General features: G+C 73.6%; 11 protein-coding genes. 3 read left to right on the top strand and 8 right to left on the bottom strand.

What is annotated here, in order from left to right:
* Positions 1 to 112 precede the first annotated feature (112 nt).
* Both OHS33_RS24165 and OHS33_RS24160 read right to left on the bottom strand, forming a co-directional pair.
* Positions 113 to 448, bottom strand: coding sequence for a hypothetical protein (locus OHS33_RS24165; RefSeq protein ID WP_330332500.1), 336 nt, complete (start codon positions 446 to 448; stop codon positions 113 to 115).
* Between the two features lie 167 nt (positions 449 to 615).
* The gene (locus tag OHS33_RS24160) at positions 616 to 2,784 is read right to left on the bottom strand and encodes an ATP-dependent DNA helicase UvrD2 (RefSeq protein ID WP_330332499.1); all 2,169 of its coding nucleotides are present in this window, start codon (positions 2,782 to 2,784) and stop codon (positions 616 to 618) included.
* A gap of 171 nt (positions 2,785 to 2,955) precedes the next feature.
* Between OHS33_RS24160 and OHS33_RS24155 the strand changes: the two genes are divergently transcribed.
* Complete coding sequence (locus OHS33_RS24155; protein WP_330332498.1) at positions 2,956 to 3,216, top strand: mycoredoxin; 261 nt, start codon at positions 2,956 to 2,958, stop codon at positions 3,214 to 3,216.
* Positions 3,217 to 3,282: 66 nt separating this feature from the next.
* On the opposite strand, the gene nudC is transcribed toward OHS33_RS24155, so the two are convergent.
* The 5 genes from nudC to OHS33_RS24130 all read right to left on the bottom strand — a co-directional run bounded on the left by nudC (position 3,283) and on the right by OHS33_RS24130 (position 14,067).
* Entirely contained in the window at positions 3,283 to 4,254 is a 972-nt protein-coding gene (gene nudC / locus OHS33_RS24150; protein WP_443065347.1) for an NAD(+) diphosphatase, read from the bottom strand.
* 40 nt (positions 4,255 to 4,294) lie between these two features.
* Positions 4,295 to 5,707: a dipeptidase gene (locus OHS33_RS24145; protein ID WP_330332497.1), complete on the bottom strand. Its 1,413-nt coding sequence runs from the start codon at positions 5,705 to 5,707 to the stop codon at positions 4,295 to 4,297.
* Positions 5,708 to 5,717: 10 nt separating this feature from the next.
* Positions 5,718 to 9,239 carry an ATP-dependent DNA helicase gene (locus OHS33_RS24140; protein WP_330332496.1) on the bottom strand — a complete coding sequence of 1,174 codons (3,522 nt, stop codon included), beginning with the start codon at positions 9,237 to 9,239 and terminating at the stop codon, positions 5,718 to 5,720.
* 67 nt (positions 9,240 to 9,306) lie between these two features.
* Positions 9,307 to 13,437, bottom strand: a complete 4,131-nt coding sequence (locus OHS33_RS24135) for a UvrD-helicase domain-containing protein (RefSeq protein ID WP_443065346.1) — start codon at positions 13,435 to 13,437, stop codon at positions 9,307 to 9,309.
* Positions 13,438 to 13,719: 282 nt separating this feature from the next.
* Positions 13,720 to 14,067 (bottom strand): MGMT family protein, encoded by a 348-nt coding sequence (locus tag OHS33_RS24130; RefSeq protein ID WP_330332495.1) that lies wholly within the window; start codon positions 14,065 to 14,067, stop codon positions 13,720 to 13,722.
* Positions 14,068 to 14,186: 119 nt separating this feature from the next.
* On the opposite strand from OHS33_RS24130, the gene OHS33_RS24125 reads away from it, so the two are divergent.
* A complete protein-coding gene (locus tag OHS33_RS24125; protein WP_330332494.1) occupies positions 14,187 to 17,078 on the top strand; it encodes a lysylphosphatidylglycerol synthase transmembrane domain-containing protein in 2,892 nt (963 codons plus the stop codon).
* 153 nt (positions 17,079 to 17,231) lie between these two features.
* Here the strand turns inward: OHS33_RS24125 and OHS33_RS24120 are convergent, their stop codons facing one another.
* The gene (locus OHS33_RS24120; RefSeq protein WP_330332493.1) at positions 17,232 to 18,014 is read right to left on the bottom strand and encodes a YwiC-like family protein; all 783 of its coding nucleotides are present in this window, start codon (positions 18,012 to 18,014) and stop codon (positions 17,232 to 17,234) included.
* 213 nt (positions 18,015 to 18,227) lie between these two features.
* Between OHS33_RS24120 and OHS33_RS24115 the strand changes: the two genes are divergently transcribed.
* The gene (locus OHS33_RS24115; protein WP_330332492.1) at positions 18,228 to 21,899 is read left to right on the top strand and encodes a nitrate reductase subunit alpha; all 3,672 of its coding nucleotides are present in this window, start codon (positions 18,228 to 18,230) and stop codon (positions 21,897 to 21,899) included.
* Position 21,900: the final 1 nt, after the last annotated feature.

The following is a 21,900-nucleotide window of genomic DNA, read 5'->3' as shown; positions in this document are numbered from 1 at the left end:
TTGCCAGTCCCGAGGCCCCTTCGTGCTGCCGTCCCCGGTCGGGGACAAACAAAAGGGCCGCGGATCCCGGGTGGGGTTCCGCGGCCCTGAAGGCGCCGGCCTGATCGTGCGATCAGACTGGATCACTCCAGGGTTCGAGCCCGCGGAAGGCCCACATCAGGTGGTGCTGCGTCGTCGTCTGCTTCATCTGGTGTCCGGCACCGGCTGCCGCCGCGAAGCCGCCATAGGCATGCGCCTTGGCCTGGCCTGCTGCTACTGCCACCGGTGCCTGGAACGGTCGTTCATTGCGCTCGCTCACCCGGCGGGCGACCAGGGCGACGGGGCTGAGCGCGGTAATCGCGGACAGACCGGTACCCAGGACGGAGGGCGCAGAGGGGGCGAGAAGCAGGCAGGAGGAAGCGGCAACCGAGCGATCGGTCATTTTGGTGAAGGTCATGAAGCTGGTCACTGGTCTCGCCTCCTCTCGGCGTCTCGGGGACCCGGCCCGAGGGCCTGTCCCATGCGTATTCGGATAAGTACAGCACGAATCCGGGGCTTCGGAGAAGCCACCGTTTCCGTTGCTAAGAACCTATGGGGCTTCGCAGGGCATGTGCAAACTATTTTTCCGACGAGTTTCTACGCGTCGTCCCCGGCACCGCCCCCGGGCTCCTCACCTGCGCAGATGGCCAGGACATCGGCTCCGAACCGGTCGAGCTTGCGTCCGCCCACGCCCGAGATCATCGAGAGCTCGCCCGCCTCGGACGGCGCGGCCTCCGCGATCGCCATCAGCGTCTTGTCCGTGAAGACGCAGTAGGCGGGCTGGCCCAGCTCCTTCGCCTGGCCCGCGCGCCAGTCCCGCAGGCGTTCGTAGAGGCCTTCGTCCATGTCGGACGGACAGTCCTCGCAGCGCATCAGTTTCAGCTCGCCGGCCTCGATGAGGGTCTTGCCGCAGACCCGGCACAGCGCGGGCGCGCGACGGCCCCGCTTGCGGGCTCCGCGCTCGGCGACGGCGGCCGCCGACCGGCTTGCCGCCCCCGAGGAGCCCGGTCGCAGCCCGTTCAGGAAGCGGCTGGGCTTGCGGGAGGCCCGGCCCCCGGGAGCCCGCGACAGGGACCAGGAGAGCGTCAGGTGGACCCGGGCCCGGGTGACGCCGACATAGAGCAGCCGGCGCTCCTCCTCCACCTGCTCGTCGGTCTTGGCGTAGGTGATCGGCATCATGCCGTCGGTCAGGCCGACGAGGAAGACCGCGTCCCACTCCAGGCCCTTCGCCGCGTGCAGGGAGGCGAGGGTGACGCCCTGGACCGTCGGCGCGTGCTGGGCGGCCATCCGCTCCTCCAGCTCGACCGCGAGGTCGGCCAGGGTGGCGCGAGGCCGGTTGCGGGCGAAGTCCTCGGCGAGCCGGACCAGCGCAGCCAGGGATTCCCACTGGTCGCGCACGGCCCCGGACCCGGCGGGCGGCTCGGTGGTCCAGCCGTTCGAGCTGAGCACGGCGCGGACCTGGGAGGCCAGCCCGACGACCTCGTCGACCAGCGGGTCGTTGCCTCCGGAGCGCGCGGCGCCCCGGAGGGTGAGCATGGCCTTCTTGACCTCGGGGCGCTCGAAGAAGCGCTCCGCGCCGCGCAGCTGGTAGGGCACGCCCGCGTCGGCCAGGGCCTGCTCGTACACCTCGGACTGGGCGTTGATGCGGTAGAGCACGGCGATCTCGCCCGCCGGGACGCCCGCGGCGATCAGGTCCCGGATCCGGGCGGCGACGCCCTCGGCCTCGGCGGGCTCGTCGGGGTACTCGGCATAGGCCGGGTCGGGGCCCGCCTCGCGCTGGGAGATCAGTTCCAGGCGGTGCTCGGCGGCCCGGCCGCGGGCCTGGTTCAGCAGTCCGTTGGCGAGGTGCACCACCTGGGGGGTGGAGCGGTAGTCACGGACCAGCTTGACCAGGGTGGCCTGCGGATACCGGGTGCGGAAGCCGAGCAGGTGATCGGGGGTGGCGCCGGTGAAGGAGTAGATCGTCTGGCTGGCGTCACCGACGACGCACAGGCTGTCCCGGTCGCCGAGCCACAGCTCCAGCAGGCGCTGCTGGAGGGGGCTGACGTCCTGGTACTCATCGACCACGAAGTGCTGGTACTGGGTGCGGATCTGCTCGGCGATGTCGTGGCGGTCCTGGAGGATGCCGACGGTGAGCAGCAGCACGTCCTCGAAGTCGATCATCGACCGGTCGCGCTTGAGCTGCTCGTACGTGCCGTAGATCTGGGCGATCTCGGCCATGTCCCGGGGGGCCTCGCGGCCCGCCTTCAGGGCGGCCGCCGGATAGTCGGCGGGGACGGTCTGGGTGACCTTCGCCCACTCGATCTCGCCGGTGACATCGCGCAGCTCATTGCGGTCGAGCCGGATCCGGCAGCGGGCACCGGCCTCGGCCACGAGCTGGATCTTCCGCTCGACGAGGCGGGGGACGTCGCCGCCGATGGCCTTGGGCCAGAAGTACTGGAGCTGGCGCAGGGCGGCGGAGTGGAAGGTCCGCGCCTGGACGCCGCCCGCGCCGAGGGTGCGCAGCCGGCCGCGCATCTCGCCCGCGGCGCGGTTGGTGAAGGTGACGGCCAGCACGCTCGCGGGCATCAGCTGTCCGGAACGGACCCCGTAGGCGATGCGGTGGGTGATGGCCCGCGTCTTGCCCGTACCGGCGCCCGCCAGCACGCACACCGGCCCGCTGAGGGTCGTGGCGACCTCGCGCTGCTCCGGGTCCAGGCCCAGGAGCACCGCGTCGGCCGACTCGGCGGCGGCCGGGAAGGATGAGGAGTGCGTTGCTGCTGTCACCCCGCCATGCTGCCAGGTCCGGTGGGTCGGACGAGAAACTTGTCCACAGGCGGTCCGCACCGGTCATATGAATGCGCCGGCGCCCCGGGAATGGGTCGCCGCCCCCGTACGTTCGACTACTCGGACATATCAAGGCCTCCGGCCAAGACCCCCCAGAGGAGAGTTCCCGCCATGCAGGACAAGGGTTCCGTGACGATGTACAGCACCACGTGGTGCGGCTACTGCCGCCGGCTGAAGAGCCAGCTGGACCGGGAAGGCATCGCCTACACCGAGATCAACATCGAGCAGGACCCCGCGTCGGCCGCCTTCGTCGAGAAGGCCAACGGCGGCAACCAGACCGTCCCGACTCTGCTCGTCGTCGCCGCCACGGGCACCGAGTCCGTGATGACGAACCCGAGCCTGGCCCAGGTCAAGCAGGCCCTCGCCGTCTGATCCTCCGCGAGACCAGAGCGGCCCCCGCCCCGGCGGGGGCCTTCTGCTGCCCGGGCCGCGACGGCGTCAGGCAGGGGTGGGCTTCGGGAGCGGGGCGCCGTACCAGAGTTCGACCAGGCGGGCGGCGATGGAGATGCCCGCGGGCGGGAGCACCTCGCCGGTCTCGATCGCGCGGCGCAGGTCCTCGCGGGAGAACCAGCGGGCCTCCTGGATCTCCTCGCCGTCCACGGTGATCTCCGAGGAGACCGCGCGGGCGGTGAAGCCCAGCATCAGGCTGTACGGGAAGGGCCAGGGCTGGCTGGCGACGTACTCGACCGTGCCGACCTTGACGCCCGCCTCCTCCCACACCTCGCGGATCACCGACTGCTCGATGGCCTCGCCCGGCTCCACGAACCCGGCCAGGGTGGAGAAGCGGCCCTCGGGCCAGTGCACCTGGCGGCCCAGCAGCGCGCGGTCCTGGTCGTCGGTGACCAGCATGATCACGGCCGGGTCGGTGCGCGGGTAGTGTTCCGCGCCACAGCCCGGGCAGCGCCGGATGTGGCCCGCGGCGGCGACCACGGTGCGCTCGCCGCAGCGGGAGCAGAAGCGGTGCATCCGCTGCCAGTTCTCCAGGGCCACGGCGTGCACCATCAGGCCGGCGTCCCGCGGGGACAGCAGCATGCCCGCCTCGCGCAGGCCGGCCGGGCGGGCCGACTGGTCCATGCGGCCGGGCAGCGAGTCCTTCTGGAGCGCGAAGTACCGTACGCCGTCCTCGCCGGTGCCCAGGAAGTAGCGGTGGGTCTCGGTGGCCGGGGCCTCGAAGGCCGGGGTCATGACGATCTCCGTGCCCCCGTCCGGGGTGTCGTCGATCAGCACCTGGCCGCCGGAGACCACGAAGACGCGGGTCGAGGGGTGGCTCCAGGCCGCCGCGAGCCAGGCCTCGTCGAGGCGGTGGTGCGCGGCGCGGTCGATGCCGCTGGGCGCGGTCAGCGAGACGGGCCGGTCGGCGGCCAGGCCGTCTGCGGCGGCGGCCGCGGCGTGCTCGGTCGAGATGCTCACTTGTACTTCCAACTCCCCCGGAGTGGTGGGACGGGCACGATCAGACGGCGGTGGACGAAGGAGTCCAGGTCTCGGCGAGGTCGGACCACAGGTAGGCGGTCGTTTCGACGCCCTTGAGCAGCAGGTCCAGCTCGACCTTCTCGTTCGGCGAGTGCCATCCGTCGGAGGGTACGGAGATCCCGAGGAAGAGCACAGGCGCGCCCAGCACATCCTGGAGGTCCGCCGCCGGACCGGAGCCTCCCTCGCGGGTGAAGCGGATCTTCTCGCCGAAGGCGCGCCCCATGGCCCGTACGACCGACCGCAGCGCCGGGTGGTCCAGCGGGGTCAGGCAGGGGCGGGTGGGGGCGCCGAAGACGATGGAGTGACGGATTCCGTCGGGCACCCGGGCCGCGACCCACTCCGTCACGGCCTTCTCGACCTCGTACGGATCCTGGCCGGACACCAGCCGGAACGACAGCTTCAGCTGGGCGGAGGCCGGGACGATGGTCTTCCCGCCGGGCCCCTGGTAGCCGCCGCCGATGCCGTTCACCTCGGCCGTCGGACGGGCCCAGACCCGCTCCAGGGTGGAGTAGCCGGCCTCCCCCGCGGCCGCGTGGGACTTGGCCGTGCGCAGCCACTCGGCCTCGTCGAAGGGCAGCTCGGCGATCAGCGCGCGCTCGGCGTCCGTCAGCTCGGCGATGTTGTCGTAGAACCCGGGGATCGTGACCCGCCCGTCGGCGTCGTGCAGCGCGGCGACGATGCGGGCGGCCACGGTCGCCGGGTTGGGCACGGCCCCGCCGAAGGCCCCGGAGTGGATGTCCTGGTCCGGTCCGTTCAGCTCGATCTCGCAGTCGGCGATGCCGCGCATGCCGGTGCAGACGGTCGGGGTGGTCTCGGACCACATGCCGGTGTCGGAGACGATCACGACGTCCGCGGCGAGGCGGGCGGCCTCGGCCTCGACCAGGGCGCGGAAGTGCGTCGAACCGGACTCCTCCTCGCCCTCGATCAGCAGCTTGAGGTGCACGGCGGGAGCGGCGGCGCCGGTCGCGGCCAGGTGCGCGCGGACACCGAGGGTGTGGAAGAACACCTGGCCCTTGTCGTCGGCCGCGCCCCGCGCGTACATCCGGCCGTCCTTGACCACCGGCTCGAACGGTTCGGTGTGCCAGCCGTCGGCGAGCGCGGCGGGCTGGACGTCGTGGTGGCCGTAGACCAGGACGACCGGGGCATCCGGGTCCTCGCTCGGCCACTCGGCGAAGACGGCCGGGGCGCCGGGGGTGGGCCAGATCTCGGCGACCGGGAAGCCGGTCTCCTTGAGCGCCGAGGCGAGCCACCGCGCACTGCGCTCCACGTCGCCCGCGTGCTCGGGCTGGGCCGAGACGGAGGGGATGCGGAGCCACTCGGCGAGGTCGTCGAGGAAGGCGGCGCGGTGCGTGTCGATGTACGTGCGGACGGCGCTGTCCGGGGTCTGGCTCATACCCACGAGCCTAACCGTCCGTCTCCGGGTCCCCGTCCGTGTCCGTTTCGCCTTGGAGGATCCGCTCAAGCCGGGCCCTGGTCGGCAGGTTCCCGGGCCGTATCACCCGCCCGCTGCGGACGTGCAGGAAGGCGACGGTGATCCGGTCGAGGGGGGTGCCGGTGGCTTCCGCCCAGGCCAGCCGGTAGACGGCGAGCTGGAGCGGATCGGCCTCGGCGGAGCGGCCGGTCTTCCAGTCGACGATCTCGAAGGAGCCGTCGTCATTGCGGTAGACCGCGTCGATCCGGCCGCGGATGACCCGGCCCGCGAGGGTGAACTGGACGGGCACCTCCATCCGGTACGGGGTCCGCTCGGCGTACGGGCTGCGCTCGAAGGCGTCCTTCAGCGCGTCCAGGTCGCGCTCGTCGGCCACCTCCTGGTCGGAGCCGGGCAGCTCGGTGACCGGGTCCAGTACGTCGAGCAGCGGGAGCGGCAGGTCGTCGAAGCGGGACTCCACCCAGGCGTGGAAGCGGGTGCCCTGGCGGGCGGCGGGCTGGGGGGGCTTGGGCATGGGACGGGCCAGGTCGCGGACGAAGCCGGTCTCGTCGGCGGCGAGGCGGAGGAGTTGGCTGGCGGAGAGGGTGGCGGGGAGGGGCACGTCGCGGACGGCGGCGCGGTTGCGGCGGAGTTCGCCCTCCAGGGCGTCCAGGTCTCGGTCCCAGGAGGACAGTGTCCTGGTCTCCTCCGGGGTGAGGGTGTCCTCGGGGGCCGGGGCGGGGGCGGGTGCGGGTCGCGGGCCCTGCGGGGCTTCGGGGCTCCGCCCCGGACCCCGCGCCTCAAACGCCGGCGAGGCTGGATTTGCCGCCGCCGGGGCTGGATGGGCCTCGTCCGGGGCTGGATGTGCCGCCGCCGAGGCTGGATGAGCCTCGACCGGGGCTGGGTGGGCCTCGTCCGGCCAGGGGGCGTCCTCGTCCTCCTCCGGCCAAGGCTCCTCGCAGTCCGGGGGCCAGAGGTAGTCGTCCTCGGGTTCCGGGGACGGGTCGGGGGTGGGTGGGGACGCCAGGTGGGTGGTGACCAGGGTGGCCGCGCGGCGGCGGAGGGACAGGGAGGCGGGGTCCAGGGGGAGCGGCCAGGAGTGGTCGGGGGTGTCGCCGGTGGCCAGGGCCGGGTTCACCGCATCGGGCTCGGGCTCTTCGGCCCAGGCCTCGATCTCGCCGAATCCGGCCGCGCAGTGCTCGTACAGCGCGGTCAGGAAGGAGGACGGGCCGCGGCGCTTCTTCTGGGCCGGGCCCCACCAGTGGCCGGAGGCCAGCAGCAGGGAGCGGGGGCGGGTGAAGGTGACGTAGCCGAGGCGGAGCTCTTCGGTCGCCTGGTGGGCGCGGAGGTCCGTCTTGAAGTGCTTGAGACCTGCCGCGGTCCAGTCCGGGTCACCGGGCAGGGTCGCGGCGTCGCCGCGCAGGGCGTGCGGGAGGACCTTCGCGTACGAGGTCCAGGCCTCGCGGGCCCGCTCGCTCGGGAAGGCGCCCTTGTACAGCCCGGGGACGGCCACGACGTCCCACTCCAGGCCCTTGGACTTGTGGGCGGTGAGGACTTTCACCGTGTTCTCGCCGCCCGGGAGGGCGTGGTCGAGGCCCTTCTCGTACTGGGCGGCGGTGCGCAGGAAGGCGAGGAACGCGAGCAGCGTGGCCTCGCCGTCGAGGGCGGCGAAACCGGCCGCGACGTCCAGGAAGCCGGACAGGGTCTCGCGGCGGCGGGCCGCCAGCGCGTGCGGGGACGCGGACAGCTCCACGTCGAGCCCGGTGGCGGCCAGCACCCGGTGCAGGACGTCCATCAGCGGGTCGGACAGGGACCGGCGCAGGTCGCGCAGCTCCTGCGCGAGGTGCGCGAAGCGGACCCGGGCCTCCGGGGAGAAGGGCAGCCCGTCCTGCTGCGGGGCGTCGCCGAGGAAGGTCTCCAGCGCGTCCGCCAGCGAGACGATCTCCGCCGGATCGACCCCTTCGACGGCGGCGGCGAGCCGGTGGTCGGGATCGTCACCCGCGGCCGGGGCGCGGGCGACCAGCAGCCGGGCCCGCTGCCCGAGCAGGGCCAGGTCACGGGCGCCGATCCGCCAGCGCGGGCCGATCAGCAGCCGGACCAGGGAGGCATTGGCGCCGGGGTCCTGGAGGACCTCGCAGACGGCGACCAGGTCGGCGACCTCGGGCAGGTGCAGCAGTCCGGACAGGCCCACGACCTCGACGGGGACGTCGCGCGCCACCAGGGCGCCCTGGATCGCGGCGAAGTCACCGGCGGAGCGGCACAGGACGGCGATCTCCCCCGGTTCCTTGCCGGTGCGCACGAGGTGGGCGATGGAGTCGGCGAGCCACTCCAGCTCCTGGGCGTGCGTCTCCAGCAGGGCACAGCGGACGAAGCCGTCGCGCTCGGCGCCGGGCGCCGGACGCAGTGCCTCCACGCCCTCGTGGAGGGCGCGCAGCGGTGCGGCCAGGCCGTTGGCCAGGTCGAGGAGGCGGCCGCCGCTGCGCCGGTTCTCGCTGAGGGAGAGGCGGGCGGCGGGGCTGCCGTCGGCGTGCGGGAAGTGCTCGGGGAAGTCGTCGAGGTTGGCGACGGACGCGCCGCGCCAGCCGTAGATCGCCTGGCAGGGGTCGCCGACGGCGGTCACGGCGTGGCCGGTGCCCCCGCCGAAGAGGCCGGACAGCAGCAGCCGCTGGGCGACCGAGGTGTCCTGGTACTCATCGAGCAGGACCACGCGGAACTCCTCGCGCAGCAGGGCGCCGACCTCGGGCCGGGTGGTCGCGAGCTGTGCGGAGCGGGCTATCTGGTCGCTGAAGTCGAGGAGGTCGCGGGAGGCCTTGGCGGCGCGGTAGCGGCTGACCAGCTCCAGCAGTTCGAGCCGGCCGCGGGCGGCCTCGGGGACCTTGCGGAGGTCTTCGTTGCCGAGCTTCACGTCCGCGAGGGCGTCGAGGAGGGCCGTGTCGTACGCGCGCAGCTCCGCCGGGGTGACCAGGTGCTCGGACAGCTCGCTGTCCAGCGCGAGCAGGTCGCTGACCAGGTCGGGGACGGATTTGGTGAGCGAGGGGTAGGGGCCGGGGGCCTCGCGCAGCACCCGGGCGGCGAGCTGGAAGCGGGTGGCGTCGGCGAGCAGCCGGGAACTGGGCTCCAGTCCGATGCGCAGCCCGTGGTCCTTCAGGAGCTGCCCGGCGAAGGAGTGGTAGGTGGAGATCCGGGGTTCGCCCCCGGCGGTGTCATCGGCCGGGGAGGGGTCGGGGTCGCTGATCCCGGCGCGCGCGAGGGCCGTACGGACCCGCTCGGCCAGCTCGCCCGCGGCCTTGTTGGTGAAGGTCAGGCCGAGGACCTGCTCGGGCGCGACCGTGCCCGTACCGACCAGCCAGACGACGCGCGCGGCCATCACGGTGGTCTTCCCTGAGCCCGCGCCCGCGACGATCACCTGGGGGGCCGGGGCGGCGGTGACGCAGGCCAGCTGTTCGGGCGTGAAGGGGATCCCGAGGAGCTGTTTGAGCTGCTCGGGGTCGGTGAGGACGGGCTGGCGCGCGGACACGTGAAAAGGCTAGCCCCCGCCACCGACAGCCCCGACCGGCACGGACACCGGGGCCTCGCTGCCCGCGCTACTCCACGGTCTGGCGGCCCTCGGGGCGGGCGCTGCAGGACGCCCGGAAGGAGCAGCGGGTGCAGTGGTCGCCGGTGGCGGGGGCGAACCGTTCGTCCAGGACCCGGCCCGCGGCGGTGGCCAGCAGGCCGCCGACCCAGTCCCCGTCGGGGCCGCCGCCCAGCGGCTGCTGGGCCTGCACCTTGGGCACGTCGGCGCCGCCGTCCTTCTTCGCGGCGCCCTGGCGCAGCTGGACGAGTTCGGCGCCGCCGGGCTCGGGGCGGCGGCCGTCGAAGACCTCGTCGACCGCGCCCTCGCGCACCGCGAGCTGGTAGACGGCGAGCTGCGGGTGCCGGTCCACCTGCTCGCGGGTGGGGGTGGCCTTGCCGGTCTTGAAGTCGACGACGTACGCCCGGCCCTGCGGGTCGGTCTCGACGCGGTCCATGGAGCCGCGGATGCGGACCTCGTACTCGCCCGCGCCGAGGGTGACGTCGAAGCCGTGCTCGGTGGCCACGGAGGTGCGCCCGCCGCGGTCGGAGTTGTGCCAGCGGATGAACCGCTCCAGGGCGGCCCGGGCGTTCTCCTTCTCCTGGCGGGACTTCCAGGGCGCGTCGAAGGCGAGCGCGTCCCACACCGAGTCGAGGCGCTCCATGAGGACGGCGAGGTCGGCGGGCGTACGTCCGGACGCGACCTCGTCGGCGAGGACGTGGACGACGTTGCCGAAGCCCTGGGCGGCGGTGGACGGGGCGTCGGCCTTGACCTCGCGGCCCAGGAACCACTGCAGGGAGCAGGTGTTGGCCAGCTGGTCCAGGGCGCTGCCGGACAGGGCGACGGGCCGGTCCCGGTCGCGCAGCGGGACCGTGGCCCGGGTGGGCTCGTACAGGCCCCACCAACGCTGCGGGTGCGCGGCCGGTACGAGCGGGCGGTCCTCGTCGTCGGTGAGCGCGGCGAGCCGGGCCAGGCGCCGGGCGGCGGCGTCGCGCAGCGCCTCGGAGGCGCCCGGGTCGACGGTGGTGGCGCGCAGTTCCGCGACCAGCGCGGGGACGGCGAGGGGGCGGCGGGGGCGGCCGGTGACGTCCTTGACCGGTACGCCGAGTTCGGTGAGGAAGCGGGAGGGCTGGTCGCCGTCCTCGGCGGGGGCCTTGACGGCGGTGACGACGAGGCGCTCGCGCGCGCGGGTGGCGGCGACGTAGAAGAGCCGGCGTTCCTCGGCGAGGAGGGCGCCCGGGGTCAGCGGTTCGGCGAGGCCGTCGCGGCCGATCCGGTCCGCCTCCAGGAGCGAACCGCGGCGGCGCAGGTCGGGCCAGAGGCCCTCCTGCACCCCGGCGACCACGACGAGACCCCACTCCAGGCCCTTGGAGCGGTGCACGGTCATCAGCCGGACCGCCTCCGGGCGGGTGGCGCGGTGGCTGAGGGTGTCGGCCGCGATGTCCTCGGCCTCCAGCTGTTCGAGGAAGTTGAGGGCGCCGCGGCCGCCGGTACGTTCCTCCGCCCGGGCGGCGGTGTCGAACAGGGCGCACACCGCGTCGAGGTCACGGTCGGCGTTGCGGCCGGCCGCGCCGCCGCGGCGGGCGCCGCGCTCCAGGCGCTGCGGCCAGGGGGTGCCGTCCCAGAGGACCCACAGGGCCTCCTCGGCGGTGCCGCCGCCCTGGAGCAGCTCGCGGGCCTTGCGCAGGAGCGTGCCGAGGCGCTGCGCGCCGCGTGCGTAGGCCGGGTCGTGTGCCACGAGGCGCTCGGGCTCCGCGAGGGCGCGGGCGAGCAGCACGTCGGAGGGCGCGGGCACCGTGATGCCCGCGGCCCGCTCCTCGTCGCGCAGCGCCCTGCCCAGGCGGCGCAGGTCGGTGGCGTCCATTCCGCCGAGGGGCGACGTGAGCAGCGCCATGGCCGCCTCGACCCCGATCCACCCGACGTCGGCGGCCCGTCCCCCTGCCTCCGGCACGCCTGAGCCGTCGCCCGAGCCGTCGCCCGAGCCCTCGCCTGAGCCATCGCCCGGGGCCACGTCCGGGCCCCCGGCCGGGCCCGATCCCGGCTCCGCCACCGCGGCGACGTCACCGGCCGGAGCCGATCCCGGGCTCGCCGCCGCAGCCGCCTCCCCAGCCGGGGCCAATCCCACCTCCGCCACCGCGGCCACGTCACTGCCCGCAGCCGCATCTCCGGCCGGGGGCCAATCCAGCCCCGCCGGCGTTTGAGGCGCCGCCGGAGGCACCCCGGCGTCCGCCGGGTCCACGTCACCGGCCACCAGCGGCGCGCCGGCGGCGGCACCCGGCTCCGCCGAGTGGTGCGGGTGCGTCGGATCCTGCGGGCGTTGCCCTGCCTCCGGCGGCGCCTCAAACGCCGGCGAGGCTGGGTATGCCCCCGGCCCGGAGGCCTCGTGCGGCACGGCTGGGCTGGCCCCCGCCACGGAGGCCACCAGCGGCACGCCCGCGGCGGCATCCGGCTCCGCCCGGTGGTGCGGGTGCGTCGGATCCTGCGGGCGTTGCCCGGCCTCCGGCGGCGCCTCAAACGCCGGCGAGGCTGGAGGTGCCCCCGGCCCAGAGGCCTCGTGCGGCGCAGCCGGATGTGCCCCCGGCCCGTGGGCCTCGTGCGGCGGGGCTGAGCTGGCCCCCGGCACGGAAGCCAGGTGGGGCAGGGCCGAGTCGGCCGTCGGCTGGACGGCCTCGGGCGGCGAGGCTGGGTGTGCCCCCGGCCCAGAGGCCTCGTGCGGCGCAGCCGGATGTGCCCCCGGCCCGTGGGTCTCGTGCGGCATGGCTGAGATGGCCCCCGGCCCGGAGGTCAGGTGCGGCGGAGCCGGGGCTGGTTCCGGACCGGAGGTCCGGGGGGCCGGGGTTGCGATCGTGCGGAGGGCGGTGAGGAGGGGGGTGACGGCTGGTTCGTGGCGTAGGGGGGCGTCGGCGCCGTCGGTTTCGGCGGGGACGCCTGCCGAAACCAGGGCGCGCCGCATCGACGGGAGGGTTCGGCCGCCGGAGCGGACCAGGACGGCCATGTCCTGCCAGGGCACCCCGTCTTCGAGGTGGGCCCGGCGCAGGATGTCGGCGATGTTCTCCAGCTCGGTGGCGGAGGTCGGGTAGGTGTGGACCTCGACCCGGCCGCCCTCCCGCGTGGCCCGCAGCCCGCGGTGCGCACGGACCGCGTCGGCCGGGAGCCGGGTCATCGGCATCCGGGTGGTGAGGAGCCGGGTGGCCGCGAGGAGGACGGCGCCGGAGCGGCGGGACACGGTCAGGGAGCGGATCCCGGCCCCGGGGAAGGCGGTGGCGAAGTCCAGGATGCCGTTGACGTCGCCGCCGCGGAACGCGTAGATCGACTGGTCCGGGTCGCCGAAGGCGACCAGCGTGCCGACGGGCCCGTTCAGCGCGCGCAGCAGCCGGACCTGGGACGCGTCGGTGTCCTGGTACTCGTCGACGTAGATCGCGTCGTAGGCCGCGGCCAGTTCCGGGGTGCGCTCCGCCAGGAGCACCGCCCGGTGCAGGAGTTCGGCGTAGTCCAGCGTCCCCTGCATGTCCAGGACGTCGAGGTACTCGGCGAGGAAGGCGGCCGCCGCCTTCCAGTCGGGCCGGCCGGTCCGGGACGCGAAGGCGTCCAGCGCGGCGGGCCCCAGGCCCAGCTCGCGGCTCCGGGCGAGCACCGCCCGTACCTCGTCGGCGAAGCCGCGCGTGGTCAGCGCGGCCCGCAGGTCGTCGGGCCAGTGGATGGACTTCAGGGCGCGCTGGCCTTCGAGCAGGGCGCGTACGGTCACGTCCTGCTCGGGGCCGGACAGCAGCCGCAGCGGTTCCGTGAAGAGGTCGCTGTCCTGGTGGGCGCGGACCAGGCCGTAGCAGAAGGAGTGGAAGGTGGTGGCCTGCGGGGCGCGCGCTCCGCCGAGCCGCAGCGCGGCCCGGTCGCGCAGTTCCACGGCCGCCTTGCGGCTGAAGGTGAGGACGAGGATGCGGGCGGGGTCGGCCCCGGCCTCGACGCGGGCCGCGACCGCTTCGACGAGCGTGGTCGTCTTCCCCGTACCCGGTCCGGCCAGCACCAGCAGCGGTCCCGCGGCGTGGTCAACCACGGCCCGCTGCGCTGCGTCCAGGACAGGGGGATCCGCCAGCGCCGGTCCGCCGCGGACCAGCCGGTACGCGTGCGGGGCCCGCGTACGGCGGTCTGAAGGAGAGCTGATCACGTGGGGTGCCGGTCCTGGTGGGTCTGGGTTCGTGCGGGCGTACGTGGGTGCGTACGTGCGTGCGTCCGTCGGCCCGCGGGGCGGGGCCCGCGGCGGAGGCGAAGGCTCAACGCTACGGCAAGCGGGGGTGCCCGCGCAGTCTCCCCGGGGCGCCCGCGTCCCCCGTACGGGCCTGCGAGCGCCCGCCCGGGGCTCCGATGGCCGAAGCTGGCAGGTGTGACCCTGCACACGCCCGCGCCGGGGCCCCTCGCGTGGTCCCGGGCCCGGTCGCGGACCCGGACGTCAACCGTCGGCCGCCCGGTGTCCGTCCCAGCGCGCGCGTTTCATGTCGAGGCGCGGTACGTGCCCGACGGCGGCGCGGGAGGCCTCGCGCAGCGGTGTGCCCTCGTCCCGGTAGTGCGCCAGCGCGCGCGGTTCGCTGCCCGGCAGCAGCACCCCGTCCGAGCGGACCACCCGCCACCACGGGACCGGGCCGCCGTAGAGCGCCATGACGCGCCCGACCTGGCGCGGACCGCCTTCGCCGAGCCATTCCGCGACGTCTCCGTACGTCATCACCCGGCCGGGGGGAATCTCCTCGGCGAGCGCGAGGACTCGTTCCGCGTACTCCGGCAGCTCCGGTTCTTCGCTCATGCGGCACATGGTGCCGCACCCCGCCCCCGGTCTCCCCGAACGCTCCGCTCCGCCGGGACGCGCACCCTGCTGCCTCGCGCCCCCGCTCCGCCGTGCCACCATCTTCCGGGCGGTGACAGGTGATACGTGATCAAGAAGAGACGGATGTGACGGCGAAGGAGCAGGGTGTGAGCCCTCCCGAGAGCAGTCCGGACGGCGCCCCAGGGCCCCCGGGCGACGGGCCCCCGGACGACGGGCGCACGACGGCGGACGGCACGGCGCGAGCGGACGGCGCCGCCGGTTCCGCGCGCCCGCACGCCCCCGGCGCGCACGCCCCGGACGCGGACACCCCCGGCGCGGACACCCCCGGCCCGGACGCCGAGGCCCGCGGCTCCCTCGACATCACCCTCACCGCCGCCACCGCCGACCGGGTCGAGGGCGACGAGCCGCTGCTCGCCGCCCGGGTGCACCGGCCCTCCGACCTGGTCCGGCTGCTCGTCGGCATCCTCGGCATCGCCGTCGTCCTCGCCATCGCCGCCTTCGCGCACGGCACGACCGTCGGCCTGGAAGCCGACATCAACAAGGGCACCGGCCAGGCACCGGACGTACTGATCAAGGTCGCCGGGCTGGTGTCGAGCATCGCCATCCTGCTGGTCCCGGTCGCCTTCGCCATCGAGCGGCTGATCAAACGAGACGGCCTGCGCATCGCCGACGGCGTGCTCGCGGCCGTACTGGCGCACGGCGTGACCCTCGCCATCGACCTCTGGGTCTCGCGCGCCGCCCCGGGCACCATCCAGGAGGCCCTGACCCGCCCCACCGGCATCGGTGACGTCCTCACGGATCCGGTCCACGGTTACCTCGCGCCCGTCATCGCCTACATGACCGCCGTCGGGATGACCCGCAGACCCCGCTGGCGCGTGGCGCTGTGGGCGGTGCTGCTCCTCGACGCCTTCGCGATGCTCGTCGGCGGCTACACCACCCCCTTCTCGATCATCCTCACCGTGCTCATCGGCTGGACCGTCGCCTACGGCACGCTGTACGCCGTCGGCTCCCCCAATGTCCGGCCCACCGGCCAGAACCTCCTCGCGGGCCTGCGCCGGGTCGGCTTCCAGCCGGTCAGCGCGACCCGCGCCGAGGTGCCGGAGGGCCCGGAGGGCAAGGAGGTCTCCGAGCAGAGCGACCGCGGCCGCCGCTACCACGTCACCCTGGCCGACGGCCCGCCGCTGGACGTCACGGTCGTGGACCGCGAGCAGCAGGCGCAGGGCTTCTTCTACCGGGTCTGGCGGCGGCTCACCCTGCGCGGGATCACCACCCGGCGCAGCCTCCAGTCGCTGCGGCAGGCGCTGGAGCAGGAGGCCCTGCTCGCGTACGCCGCGATCGCGGCCGGGGCGAACGCGCCCAAGCTGATCGCCACCTCCGAGCTGGGTCCGGACGCCGTGATGCTCGTGTACGAGCACCTGGGCGGCCGGACCCTGGACCAGCTCGCCGACGAGGAGATCACCGACGAGCTGAGCCGCAACGCGTGGGAGCAGGTCCAGGCCCTGCAGTCGCGGCGGATCGCGCACCGGCGGCTGACCGGGGACGCGCTCGTGGTGGATCGTTTTGGCAATGTCATCCTCACCGACCTGCGCGGCGGCGAGATCGCGGCCGGTGACCTGGTGCTGCGGATGGACATCGCACAGCTGCTGACCACCATCGGCCTGCGGGTCGGCGCCGAGCGCTCGGTGGCTTCGGCGCTGGAGGTGCTGGGCCCGGACGCGGTCGCGGACTGTCTGCCGCTGCTCCAGCCGATCGCGCTGAGCCGCTCCACCCGGGCCACGCTGCGCAGGCTGGCGCGGGAGCGCTCGACCCGCGAGCGGGAGGCCGTACTGGAGACCTCCCGGCTGGCGAAGGCACAGCGCGACGCGGAACGCGAGGCCGACGCGGCCGCGCGGCGCTCGTCCAAGGCGGAGTCCAAGGCCGAGTCGAAGGCGGAGCGCAAGGCCGAGAAGCGGGCGCTGGACGAGGCCCTCGACGAGGCCCGCGAGGAGGACCTGCTCAGCCAGATCCGGCAGCAGGTGCTGCTGATCCGTCCGCAGGCGCCGGTGGAACCGGCCCGGCTGGAGCGGATCAGGCCGCGCACGCTGGTGTCCTTCATCGCGGGCGCGGTCGCCGCGTACTTCCTGCTCTCCCAGCTCACCCAGGTCGACTTCGCGACCACCTTCGGGTCGGCGCGCTGGGGCTGGGTCGGGGTGGTCCTGGCGTTCTCCGCGCTGACCTATTTCGCGGCGGCGATGAGCCTGCTGGGCTTCGTGCCGGAGCGGGTGCCGTTCCTGCGGACCGTGTGCGCGCAGCTGGCCGGGTCCTTCGTGAAGCTGGTCGCTCCGGCGGCGGTGGGCGGTGTCGCGCTGAACACCCGCTTCCTGCAGCGGTCGGGGGTGCGGCCGGGGCTGGCGGTGGCGAGCGTCGGCGCGTCGCAGCTGTTCGGGCTGGCGAGCCACATCCTGCTGCTGCTGTCCTTCGGCTATCTGACCGGGACCGAGAACACCACGCAGATGACCCCGTCGCGGGCGGTCATCGCCGGGCTGCTGACGGTCGCGGTGCTGGTGCTGGTGGTGACGGCGATCCCGTTCCTGCGGAAGTTCGTGGCGACCCGGGTACGGGCGCTGTTCGCCGGGGTCGTGCCGCGCATGCTGGACATCCTCCAGCGGCCGCAGAAGCTGATCACGGGCATCGGCGGGATGCTGCTGCTGACCGCCTGCTTCGTGATGTGCCTGGACGCCTCGGTCCGCGCCTTCGGCGGGGGCGAGGCGCTGAGCCTGGCGAGCATCGCGGTGGTCTTCCTCGCGGGCAACGCGCTGGGCTCGGCGGCGCCGACGCCGGGTGGTGTGGGCGCGGTGGAGACGACGCTGACCCTCGGTCTGATCGCGGCCGGTCTGGAGAAGGAGATCGCGATCTCGGCGGTGCTGTTGTTCCGGCTGTGCACGTTCTGGCTGCCGGTGCTGCCGGGGTGGATCTCGTTCAACTACCTGACCCGCAAGGAAGCGATCTAGTTCCCGCGGCGGGCGGGTGCACGGCCGGGTGGGGCCGGGGTCACCGTTCGGTGCGGTGGGAGGCCGGGTGCGGCCCAGTGTGCCTCCGGCGGGCCCTCAATCGCCGGGCAGGCTTGATTGGCCCCGGTCGGCCGCCAAGTGGCGGGCAGCCGGTCAGGCGGCGGCCAGGAGCACGGTCAAGAGCAGGGCCGATGCGGCCAGCTCCACCGACCCGATCAGCGGGGCCCGCAGCCCGCGACCCGGCAGGAGTGCGGCGCGGGCCAGGTAGAGGGTGAAGGGGACGGCCAGCCAGGGGGTGAGCCAGGTGGCCAGTAGGAGCGCCACCGCGTGGCAGGCCACCGAGGCGCGGCGGTAGGGGGCCGAGTTCCGCTCCCGGATCATCGTCTTGACGTACGGGACCGTGCCGCCGAAGTAGAGCAGGCAGGCCAGCGCGGGGCGCCGGCCGTCGGCCGGGGCGCCGCCGCCGAGGCGCAGGGTCACCAGGAGCACCGCGCAGGCGGGGACCACCGCCGCCAGGCCGTTCCACAGGGCGCGTTCGCGGCCCAGCCACGCGGCGTACGTGTTCACGGCGACGAAGGGCGCGGCCGCGGCCCCCGCCCACAGCAGCCAGGGGTGGCGGGCGGCGAGCGGCAGGGCGAGCACCGCGCAGGCGGCGCCGCAGACCAGCCCCGGCCGGACGTGCCGGGCGGCGGCCCCGGGCCTGCGCGAGTGGCGCCGCAGCCGGAGCCACTGCTGGCCGTGGAAGACCGCGACGTAGCCGAGGAGCCAGGCGCCGAAGAGCACGGCGTGCGCCGGGGCGGGCCGTGGCGCGAGGAGGGTCCCGGCGAGGAAGGGCACGGCGAGCATCGCCCAGGCGCCGTGCTGGTCGGGGAGCCAGCGCCGGGCCCACGACCGCCGGGATGCCGGCCGCACGGTCACCACGGTCCGTTCGGTCACCACGCTCCCCCTAATCGGAATCGAATCGCGTAATTTGCCTGCGCCGCCGGGTAATTGGCGCGGAATCGGCGCGATTCCAGAATGCACCCCATGGACCCGTGAAAGTCCGGCAGATGGTCACCCCGCTCCGGGACCTTTGTCATCGGATACCGGTATTCCACAGGCGTACGGTCGTTCGGGGATTCGGATTTTTGCGATGGCCTGGAGGTCGCGTTGCAGGAGCATCAGGGTGCCGCCGAGCAATTGGTCAAGGCGGGCAGCTTCTTCAGCCGGGCCGAGGTCTCGGACGATCTGCGGACGGTCCACCGGACCGGCGGCCGGGCCGCGGAGGCCTTCTACCGGGACCGCTGGAGCCACGACAAGGTCGTGTATTCGACGCACGGCGTGAACTGCACGGGTTCGTGCCGCTGGAAGGTCTACGTCAAGGACGGGATCATCACCTGGGAGACCCAGGCCACCGACTACCCCTCGGTCGGTCCGGACCGACCGGAGTACGAGCCGCGCGGCTGCCCCCGCGGCGCCTCCTTCTCCTGGTACTCCTATTCGCCGACCCGGGTCCGCTACCCCTACGTCCGCGGCGCCCTGCTGGAGATGTACCGGGAGGCCAAGGGCCGCCTCGGGGATCCCGTCGAGGCCTGGGCCGACATCCAGTCCGACCCCGCGCGCCGGCGCACGTACCAGAAGGCCCGCGGCAAGGGCGGGCTGGTGCGCGCGACCTGGGAGGAGGCGACCGAGCTGGTCGCCGCCGCCCATGTGCACACCGTCAAGGAGCACGGCCCGGACCGGGTCGCGGGTTTCTCGCCGATCCCGGCGATGTCGATGGCCTCGCACGCGGCGGGCGCCCGCTTCCACTCCCTCATCGGCGCGCCGATGCTGAGCTTCTACGACTGGTACGCCGACCTGCCGGTGGCCTCGCCGCAGGTCTTCGGCGACCAGACCGACGTACCGGAGTCCGGTGACTGGTGGGACGCGGCCTACCTGATGATGTGGGGCTCCAACGTCCCGGTCACCCGCACCCCGGACGCGCACTGGATGACCGAGGCCCGTTACCGCGGCCAGAAGGTCGTCACGGTCTCCCCGGATTACGCGGACAACACGAAGTTCGCCGACGAATGGATGCATCCGCACCCCGGCACGGACGGCGCGCTGGCCCTCGCGATGGGCCATGTCATCCTCAAGGAATTCTTCGTCGAGAAGCAGACGCCGTTCTTCACGGATTACGTCCGCCAGTACACCGACCTCCCCTTCCTGGTGTCCCTGCGGGAAACCGAACAGGGTCTGGTGCCGGGCAAGTTCGTGACCGCCGCCGATCTCGGGCACGACACCGAGAACGCGCGCTGGAAGACGGTGCTGATCGATGACGTGACCGGCGAACCGGTGGTCCCGAACGGCACCCTCGGCCACCGCTGGGGCAAGAACGAGCGGCCCGAGTGGAACCTCGACCTCGGCGACACCGTGCCCCGGCTGACCCTGTACGCACAGGACACGGATGGCTCGGACGCCGTGGAGAGCGTCGCGGTCACCCTGCCCCGCTTCGAGGACGACGAGCGCGGCGGGGTCATCCGCCGCGGCGTGCCCGTACGCCGTCTCGGGGACCGGCTGGTCACCACGGTCTTCGACCTGATGCTCGCGCAGTACGGGGTGGCCCGCGCGGGGCTGCCCGGCGAGTGGCCCGCCTCGTCCGAGGACGCGAGCCAGCCCGGCACGCCCGGCTGGCAGGAGTCCCTGACCTCGGTGCCGGCCGCCCAGGCCGCGCGGGTGGCCCGGGAGTTCGCGGAGACGGCCGAGCGGTCGCGGGGGCGCTGCATGATCCTGATGGGCGCGGGCACCAACCACTGGTTCCACTCCGAGACCATCTACCGCTCCTTCCTCGCCCTGCTCACCCTCACCGGCTGCCAGGGCCGCAACGGCGGCGGCTGGGGCCACTACGTCGGCCAGGAGAAGTGCCGTCCGGTCACCGGCTGGGCCACCCTCGCGGCGGCCTCCGACTGGTCGCGCCCGCCGCGCCAGATGATCGGCGCGGCCTGGTTCTACCTGCACACCGACCAGTGGCGCTACGACACCCTGCCCGCCGAGGCGCTGGCCTCGCCGCTCGGCGAGGGCGTCTTCAAGGACATGACCGGCTCCGACTGCCTGGCCGCGAGCGCCCGGATGGGCTGGATGCCCTCCTACCCGACCTTCGACCGCAATCCGCTGGAGCTGGGCGAGGCCGAGGACCCGGTGGCGAGCGCCGTCGAGCAACTGAAGAGCGGTGAGCTGGGCTTCGCGGGCGAGGACCCGGACGCGCCCGGCAACTGGCCGCGCGTGCTGAACGTATGGCGGGCCAATCTGCTGGGCTCCAGCTCCAAGGGCAACGAGTACTTCCTCAAGCACCTGCTGGGCACGCACTCCAACCTGCCGGAGGACGGGCCGCGTTGCTCCCCGAAGGACGTGACCTACCGGGACGAGGACGTCGAGGGCAAGCTCGACCTGCTCATGACGATGGACTTCCGGATGACCTCGACGACGCTCCTGTCGGACGTGGTCTTCCCGGCGGCGACCTGGTACGAGAAGCACGACCTGTCCTCCACCGACATGCACCCCTTCCTGCACGCCTTCACCCCGGCCGTGGACCCGCCCTGGCAGGCGCGGTCCGACTACGACGCCTTCAAAGGGCTGGCGGAACGGTTCGGCGAGCTGGCCAAGACCCACCTGGGCGTGCGCAAGGACCTGGTCGCCACCGCCCTCCAGCACGACACCCCGGGCGGCGAGATGGCCCAGCCCGGCGGGGTCGCGCTGGACTGGTCGAAGGGCGAGTGCGAGCCCGTACCCGGCCGGACCATGTACAACCTGCAGGTCGTCGAGCGCGACTACGGCGCGGTCGGCGAGAAGTTCGCCGCGCTGGGGCCGCTGGTGGACACGCTCGGCGTGACGACGAAGGCCATCACCTTCGACGTCGCCGAGGAGATCACCTACCTCGGCGCCAAGAACGGCACGGTCCGCGGCGGCGCCGCCGACGGCCGCCCCCGGCTGGAGACCGCCCAGCAGGCCTGCGAGGCGATCCTCTCCCTCTCCGGCACCAGCAACGGCCGCCTGGCCACCCAGGGCTTCGAGACCCTGGAGAAGAAGGTCGGCACCCCGATGGCCCATCTGGCCGCGGAGGCCGAGGGCAAGCGGATCACCTTCGCCGACACGCAGGCCCGCCCGGTCCCGGTGATCACCTCGCCCGAGTGGTCGGGCAGCGAGGCCGGCGGGCGCCGCTACACCGCCTTCACGGTCAACACCGAGCACCTCAAGCCCTGGCACACCCTCACCGGCCGCCAGCACTTCTTCCTCGACCACGACTGGCTGCACGAGGTGGGCGAGTCGATGCCCGTCTACAAGCCACCGCTGAACATGCACCGGCTGTACGGGGAGCCCGAGCTGGGCACCGTCGACGAGAAGGAGAAGTCGGTGGCCGTGCGGTACCTGACGCCCCACAACAAGTGGGCGATCCACAGCCAGTACCAGGACAACCTCTACATGATGACCCTGGGCCGCGGCGGGCAGACCGTGTGGATGTCCCCGCAGGACGCCGACGCGATCGGGGTCGCGGACAACGACTGGATCGAGGCGGTCAACCGCAACGGCGTGGTCACCGCCCGCGCGATCGTCTCCCACAAGATGCCGCCGGGCACGGTCTACATGAACCACGCCCAGGAGCGCACGGTCGGCGTCCCCAAGACCGAGAAGACCGGCCGCCGCGGCGGCATCCACAACTCGCTGACCCGGGTGATGCTCAAGCCCACCCACCTCGTCGGCGGCTACGCCCAGCTGACCTGGGCCTTCAACTACCTGGGCCCGACCGGCAACCAGCGCGACGAGGTGACGGTCATCCGCCGCCGCGACCAGAACGTGGAGTACTAGG

Origin of the sequence: Streptomyces sp. NBC_00536 (genome assembly GCF_036346295.1) — a bacterium.
Lineage (GTDB): Bacteria > Actinomycetota > Actinomycetes > Streptomycetales > Streptomycetaceae > Streptomyces.
Note: the sequence above shows the minus strand (reverse complement) of the source record. Positions and strands in the feature narration are given on the sequence as shown.

Bases quoted from the DNA above. Each gene is read 5' to 3' on its own strand.
- OHS33_RS24155 (WP_330332498.1), top strand. From the start codon at position 2,956: ATGCAGGACAAGGGTTCCGTGACGATGTACAGCACCACGTGGTGCGGC.
- OHS33_RS24130 (WP_330332495.1), bottom strand. From the start codon at position 14,067: ATGAGCGAAGAACCGGAGCTGCCGGAGTACGCGGAACGAGTCCTCGCG.
- OHS33_RS24145 (WP_330332497.1), bottom strand. From the start codon at position 5,707: ATGAGCCAGACCCCGGACAGCGCCGTCCGCACGTACATCGACACGCAC.